This is a genomic window from Variovorax sp. P4_D9, assembly GCF_056401695.1.
The window spans coordinates 1-6314 of the sequence record NZ_JBFUIU010000528.1; the positions used below are offsets into that span (position 1 = coordinate 1).

A 6314-nucleotide genomic window follows, 5' to 3' on the forward strand; every position below is an offset into this window, starting at 1 on the left:
AACTCGATGCGAGGAATCAGCTTGAGGATCTGACTGAACATGCTGCATGATGCTTTCACGTTGGGCCTCTCGTGAGTGGGGTGGAAGTTCGTTTGGCGACAACTTTTTACCCCACGCATCGGGATGGCTCAACGCCTTTCTGTCTTGGACAAGAGTGGCCTGGCAGCATTTTTTACCGCAGTCGTCCGTGCGCCGCTGACGGGCATCTGCCTGGCCGTCGAGATGACGGGCAGCGTCAATTTGCTGCTGCCGATGCTGGCCGCCTGCTTTGGCGCCATGGTCGTGATGAACCTGCTCGGCATCCCGCCGATCTACGACCTGCTGAGCGAACGGGCCAAACGCAAACTGCGTTCCGCCGAGTAGCACGGGGCGAGGTCACGGCGCGAGGGCTTTCGGCACGACCTTGTCTGTGTGTGCGCGCAGACCGACCAGCAGACGCTGATAGTCCGGATTGTTGCGAAGCAACTCGCGGCCAGTGGCGATCAGTCGCGCAACCTGCTCCTTGTCCAGGACGAAGCTGGTCGGAATCTCGTTCAGGAAGCGGCGCAGCGGCACATCCGGCACGTCTTAGAAGCTCAGGCGTATGAAGTACGAACTCACGTTCGGGTGCCGCGAGTTCACGAGTCCAGCGGTCGAGGCTTTGTTGCGTCTGCTGAAGCGTCGCCACGTTATAGCGATGCAATTGGACATTGGTGACGGCGCTCATCGTCTGCTCGAAAGTCGGCTCCCGACTGTTCTTGCCGATGCCCCCGGCCGCGTCGGCCGCCGCGTTGACCGAAATGATGGCGATGAGGCGCGGCGTCGCAATGCCGAGCGACTTGAAGTACTTCTCCGCACCACCGGTCAGATCGACCGCGTCCAGCAGTGCGCGAAGGCCCAGGTTGTCGGCAATCCGCCATCGACCAACTGGGCATACTTGTGCTTGACCTTGTTCTGGTACTAGAGGTCATCCTGCACGACCATGCTCAAGTACTCGTTGTCAGTGTCGCGTTTCTTGGCAGCCGCGAGCCGAGGGGGCATGCCGCGGGCGCAGCCCGTGCGGCGATGGGCTTGTCGTGAAGCGTCTTGTCCACGATGCTCGATTCGAGCTCGGCGGTCACGCTGGGGGTGCGCCCGGGGCGCGGCGCGTCGTGCTTCAGGGCCTCCACCCCGCCGTCCAGGAAGCGCTGGCGCCACAAGGCCACCTGGCGCCGATCCAGATCGACCTCGGCGGCGATGTCCTTGTTCTGCCAGCCCTGAGCGGCGAGCAAAACGACCTTGGCCCGTTGCTGCACACGAGCCTCGACGCGGCCTCGCCGCGCCAGGGCCGTCAACTCACGCGGAACAACAGCGTCCAGTTCGATCCTTGGGACAATGCGCATGACGACCTCCGTCGCGGTCGGAGTGTGCCGCATCAAATAAGTTCAACCATTTCGAGCGCACTACAATAGGGCCGAAAAAAGGGTTGGAGCACGCGCACGCTGGCCGCGCAGCTCGGCGTAGGGCCGACAACCATCCGCCGCGTGTGGAAGCGCAATGGCCTAAAGCCGCATCGCCAGAGCAGCTTCAAGCTCTCGCGCGACCCTCGCTTCGAGGACAAGCTGCTGGACGTCGTCGCCGAAGTCTACAAGGAGGGGCTAGGCTAGGGCTACGGCTAGGCTTGGGCTAGGTTGGCCGTCGTCGGCCTGCGTTCACTCAGTGCACGTGGAGCGCGCGACGGCTCTGAATGTCCTCAATCAACGCCGAGCGAAAACGACTGGCGGCGAACTGGAGCACGACAAAATCAGCGTTGGGATGCGTTTGAGGGTCGCCGAATTCGTGATTGTTGACCGCCGTGTTTTCGGCATCAGCGCGTTGTTTCGGAGTCATCTTCTTGTGCTTCGCCTTCGCGGATTTCACCAGGCCCAGGTTGACGCGCTCGTTTCGCAGAGTTTCTTCGTCCCACCATTGCCGCAGTTGCACCGTGTCCGCAGGTACTTTCAGGTTGTCGCAGGTTCCTGCTCGCATGAGCGCATGGGCGAGCGCGAGGTAGCGCTCTTTCGATTCCGCGGTGAGCAGCATTCCCGTCAGGTTGAAATACTGGGTCTTGAGTCGACGGGCAGCAGACTGGCAAGCACCTTTGTCTACGAGTCGGTGGGGCGCGAACAGCGCCAGCGTGTCGGTGGTGGCCACCAGCTTCCCGTAGCCTGCCAGCCTGGCCTCGAAGACCTTCATGTCGAAAGAGCTGATTCTTGCCTTGATGGACTGGCGCCATGCGACCCACCCAGTCAGGGCGACGGCGAGAAAGCCGAGGAGGGCGCCAACGAGTGTGCCCCACCACGGTTGGACATGCAGCGTCTCGGCTCTGAGCTTCCCAAGTTCGGCATCTAGCTTCTGGAATCGCGCAGTCGTCAGGTCCTGGCTCTCGCTTTCCAGCTTCCTGGCTTCTGACTCCAGCTTGGTCACTTCCAGGATCAACTTCTGGAGATCCAGGTTTGCCTTCTGGTCCGGCGTGGCCGGCGCACCCCTCGAAGCTGTGGATGCCACAGGTCGCTCGCCGCGGGCGGGCTGACCGAAGGCTATAAGTGGAAACGACCACGCGGCCGCGGCAACCAGCAGGAGCGGCGCGTTCAAGTGGTGGCCCATGGCTTTGCCTTCACACAGTCGCACGAGCGCTCATTTGACTCTGGGGTCTTCAGCGGCACAAGTGCATTTCGAGGTGGCCGCCACCAGGCATCCCCCACACGAGGGAGGAGGACCGTTTCTGGCCGGCCTATACGGAGATAGGTCAACCTTCACCACGAAAGGGCACGCGACCGCCCGGGAGTGAGTCGGGCGATGAGGCAGTGCCGGACTTCGAAGTCGTCGAAGGGCCCCTCGCCGGGAAACCGGTTCTCCGCTGCTCAGCCGCCGTCCACACGTCGAGAGTGCGCGGCAGTGACGGGGCGGCCTGTATGGAACACTGGCGGCTCGCCTGTGAGTGACCGTTTGGCGCGAAGGCTGCCTCTCACTTGCGGCTGATGGGGCAGCACCGCGGTACGAACCTTATGTTCATCACGTTCCCCCCGATGCCGTGATGTCGAGTCCTAGCTTCGATCCAGCGGCCGCGGGTGCCGAGTACATGCAGGCGCCGAAAATATTGCTCCTGCAGCGCCCTGGCGGCCGGCGCCGGCCAATATTCCGGCGCAYGCTCACCCCATTCGCCTCTCTGGAACGCAGTGGTGCCGCTCGGACCTTTCCGCGACAGTGCCCAGCGTCCTCGCATGGCGATCGGAGTGCTGACGGACACTTTGGTTGCTGGGATGAAGGTCGAGGCACGGCAACGACTCAGGTTGCGCCGAAGTACCTAGCCGCGCCCACACCGGCGACACACGATTCTCGGAACTGTAGGCATCTCGTCGCGGCGGAATGGACGGCCTCTGGCGCTGGTAGGGGACGCTCCGGCACCCACTCGGACACGGGCGGTTCCTCGATGCCGGTGGCCGTCCTCCGATCTCCCTTGGAAAAGCCCGCGGAAGCGGGCAAGACCTTCCTGGAAGGTCGAGAGAGGAGGCCTGATCGTGGAACTCGCTTCTGAACAGGGCCTGAATCTGCCACAAGACCGGATGCCTGAAAGAGCATCACCTGGCGTCCAGCACAATCCGCCGATCCGCCGATCCGCCGATCCGCCGATCCGCCGATCCGCCAAGCCGATAGCCCTTGTGAGCAAGACACCGGCGTCAGTCGAGCTGCAAGCCCGCCGCCTGCGCTGCCTTGGGCAGCACCGCCAGTTCACGCTTGAGCACCTCCGCGAAATCTCCGATGGTATTGCCGGTGACCGGCGCCACGCCGCCGAGCTCGTTCAGCCGCTTGCGGAAAGCAGGTTCGGCGACGATTTTCGCGATCTTCTCGTTCAGGAGCTTCACCACGGGTTCCGGCGTCTTGGCCGGCGCAACCACGCCAAACCACACGTCGAAGTCCACGCCACCAGGCACGCCCTGCTCGGTGAGCGTGGGGATGCCCGGCCACAGCTCGGAGCGGCCGTTGCGCAACACGCCGATGGCGCGCAACTTGCCCGATTGCACGAAGCCGCGCGCATCGCCCGTACCCAGCAGGCCCCACGCCACTTCGTTGGCCATCAGCGCTTGCACCAGAGGTGCGCCGCCCTTGTACGGCACGTGCACGAAGTTGCCGTCCGCGTGCGCGTTGATCGATTCGGAGGCCAGGTGCGACAGCCCGCCTGCACCGGCCGAACCATAGGGCAGGCCGTTCTTGCCGGCTTTCTTACCGGCGGCCAGCAGTTCCTGCACGTTCTTGTACGGCGAATTTTCCGGCACGACCAGCAGCAGCGGCGCCAGTGAAACCTGGGCGACCGGCACGAAGTCGGAAGCGGCGAAGCCGGCCTTCTTGTAGATCACTGGATTGATCGACAGCATGCCTGTCAGCGTCATCGCCAGGGTGTAGCCATCCGCGCTGCTTTGCGCCACTGAACTCATCGCGATGTTCCCGCCGGCACCGGGGCGGTTCTCGACCACGATGGTTTGGCCGAGCTCTTCCTGAAGGCGGGGGGCCAACATGCGCGCTGCCACATCGGTGGCGCCGCCGGGCGGATATGGCACCACGAGTCGGATCGGCTTCGTCGGATAGGCGCTGCCTTGTGCCATCGCTGCGCCGAAGCCCAGCGTCATAGATACAGCCACTACGAGGTGGCCCAGCTGTTTGAAAATACGCACATTTGCTCCTGATTTTTCCAGGGGAGAAGAAAAGGGATATTTAGGGTTGTGAGGAAGAGAAGCGGTGTCAGTGGCCGCCCGCGCCGACTTCATAGCGGGCCTGTCGCTCCTCGAGGGCATGCCAGCCGATGATGTCCTTGAAAGCCGCCATCGTCGTCTGCTCGGAGGGCAGATCGTCGAAGTCGCCGGACCGGCGGCGCGCCAGCTCCTGAAGGTTGCCGCGCACCGCGTGCACGATGCTCAGAAGGCTGGCGATGGGGTAGGTGGCGAAGGCCGCGACATCCTCGATCTGCGCTCGGCTCAGCTTCGTCATCCAGGTGCCTGCCATGAGCTGCAGCGATAGCCGGCGACCGCAGGCCTCACGCAGCTGGACGAGTTGCTCGTAACTGTTGAAGGTGCGAGAAATGGGTTGGATCAAATCGGCGCCGGCTTCGGCATAGCGCGCCGCGCGCTCGAGGGCCTCGCCCGCATCCATCGCGTCGGTGCGCGCGACGATGAGCAGATCCGCGTCCTGGCGCGCGTCCACCGCGGCCTTGATGCGGGTGACCGCCGCCTCCATCGACACGACGATCGACTGTGTCGCCGCGGCCGGGCAGCGTTTGGGGCTGACCTGGTCTTCCAGCGAAAGCGCGGCTACACCGGCCTTCTCGAATTCGCGCACGGTACGCCCCACGTTCAGCACGTTGCCGTAGCCGGTGTCGGCATCGGCAAAGACGGGTTTGCGCACCACATTGACCATCCTATTGACGGTCGCCACGTTCTCGCTCAACGTGTAGAGCTCCATGTCGGGCTGGCCGAGCAGCGAGGCGGAAATGCCGAAGCCCGTGCTGAAGACGCCATCGAAGTCCGATTGGTCGACGAGCAGGGCCGACAAGGCGTCCTGTGCGCCGCCGAACCAGAAGGTGGGCCCGTTGGTGATGCGCTGGCGCAGCGCCTGGCGGTTTGAAGTCATCTCGTTTCTCCAGAAAAGCGTGCCCTTGCCCGAGCGGGACCCGGCACAGATGATTGAGAGAAGTTCGCGGGGTGCACGAGGCACCCCTCGTGTCAGCCGACGTGCGCCTTGGCGTTGTTCGTTCCCGCTATTCGGGCTTTCAGATAGGGGATCAGGCCGCCCGCATCCAGCATGCCGCGCTCGGATGCGGAGAAGGGCTGCAGCGGCAACTTCTTCCCAGTGCGCACGTTGCTCACTTCGCTGGTGTCCCAGTTCACTTCCAGCTCGTCTCCTCGCGTGACCGCGGCGCGGATGCCGACGCAAGTGACCAGCGGAAAGCCCATGCTCATCTCGCCCCGGAAGAATCCCGGCGAGAACGACTCCGCGATCACGCAAGAGATTCCCAAATGCCGCATGGCGCGCATGGCGGGATAATGCGGGTGGCCGTAGCCAAAGTTGTGGCCGCCGATCAGCACGTCGCCCTTCCGCACGGTGCTGGCAAAGTCGGTTGCGTAGTCGGACATCGCTAGTACATTAACACGTAAGTTTCGAAACGTAATGACGTCCGAGCTTGTGATCTGCATCCTGTCGAGTGAATTTCCACTCGATAGTTCGGTGCAGCGCGTTTCGATCTGCTTGCCAAGCATCGACTTCGCGCCGCAGAAGTTGCTGGCTGGGGAGGCGGCGGTTCAGGCATTGGCGCGTGAGGATGC

At 63.4% G+C, this 6314-nt stretch carries 8 protein-coding genes and 1 pseudogene; 3 read left to right on the top strand and 6 right to left on the bottom strand.

The annotated features are described in order from the left end of the window. Nucleotides 1-123: 123 nt before the first annotated feature. A complete protein-coding gene (locus AC1DY5_RS37675; RefSeq protein ID WP_478119569.1) occupies nucleotides 124-363 on the top strand; it encodes a chloride channel protein in 240 nt (79 codons plus the stop codon). 12 nt (nucleotides 364-375) lie between these two features. Here AC1DY5_RS37675 and AC1DY5_RS37680 read toward each other — a convergent pair whose 3' ends face one another. Further along, a complete protein-coding gene (locus AC1DY5_RS37680; RefSeq protein ID WP_478119570.1) occupies nucleotides 376-564 on the bottom strand; it encodes a hypothetical protein in 189 nt (62 codons plus the stop codon). A gap of 19 nt (nucleotides 565-583) precedes the next feature. Here AC1DY5_RS37680 and AC1DY5_RS37685 point away from each other — a divergent pair, with 19 nt between their 5' ends. Then, nucleotides 584-943, top strand: coding sequence for a hypothetical protein (locus AC1DY5_RS37685; RefSeq protein ID WP_478119571.1), 360 nt, complete (start codon nucleotides 584-586; stop codon nucleotides 941-943). Nucleotides 944-965: 22 nt separating this feature from the next. Here the strand turns inward: AC1DY5_RS37685 and AC1DY5_RS37690 are convergent, their stop codons facing one another. Beyond that, on the bottom strand, nucleotides 966-1361 hold the full coding sequence (locus AC1DY5_RS37690; RefSeq protein WP_478119572.1) for a helix-turn-helix domain-containing protein: 396 nt from the start codon (nucleotides 1359-1361) through the stop codon (nucleotides 966-968). 72 nt (nucleotides 1362-1433) lie between these two features. Between AC1DY5_RS37690 and AC1DY5_RS37695 the strand changes: the two are divergent. Further along, a pseudogene (locus AC1DY5_RS37695) lies at nucleotides 1434-1595 on the top strand (IS630 family transposase); the annotation flags it as partial. A 79-nt stretch (nucleotides 1596-1674) separates the two neighbouring features. Here the strand turns inward: AC1DY5_RS37695 and AC1DY5_RS37700 are convergent. From AC1DY5_RS37700 to AC1DY5_RS37715, 4 genes are all read right to left on the bottom strand, one after another. Next, nucleotides 1675-2604 carry a hypothetical protein gene (locus AC1DY5_RS37700; protein WP_478119573.1) on the bottom strand — a complete coding sequence of 310 codons (930 nt, stop codon included), beginning with the start codon at nucleotides 2602-2604 and terminating at the stop codon, nucleotides 1675-1677. A gap of 1073 nt (nucleotides 2605-3677) precedes the next feature. Beyond that, nucleotides 3678-4763 carry a Bug family tripartite tricarboxylate transporter substrate binding protein gene (locus AC1DY5_RS37705; RefSeq protein ID WP_478119574.1) on the bottom strand — a complete coding sequence of 362 codons (1086 nt, stop codon included), beginning with the start codon at nucleotides 4761-4763 and terminating at the stop codon, nucleotides 3678-3680. After that, nucleotides 4738-5622, bottom strand: coding sequence for an isocitrate lyase/PEP mutase family protein (locus tag AC1DY5_RS37710; protein WP_478119575.1), 885 nt, complete (start codon nucleotides 5620-5622; stop codon nucleotides 4738-4740). The genes AC1DY5_RS37705 and AC1DY5_RS37710 overlap by 26 nt, the downstream gene beginning before the upstream one ends. A gap of 92 nt (nucleotides 5623-5714) precedes the next feature. Further along, nucleotides 5715-6077 (bottom strand): 3-isopropylmalate dehydratase small subunit, encoded by a 363-nt coding sequence (locus tag AC1DY5_RS37715; RefSeq protein ID WP_478119576.1) that lies wholly within the window; start codon nucleotides 6075-6077, stop codon nucleotides 5715-5717. Nucleotides 6078-6314 lie beyond the last annotated feature (237 nt).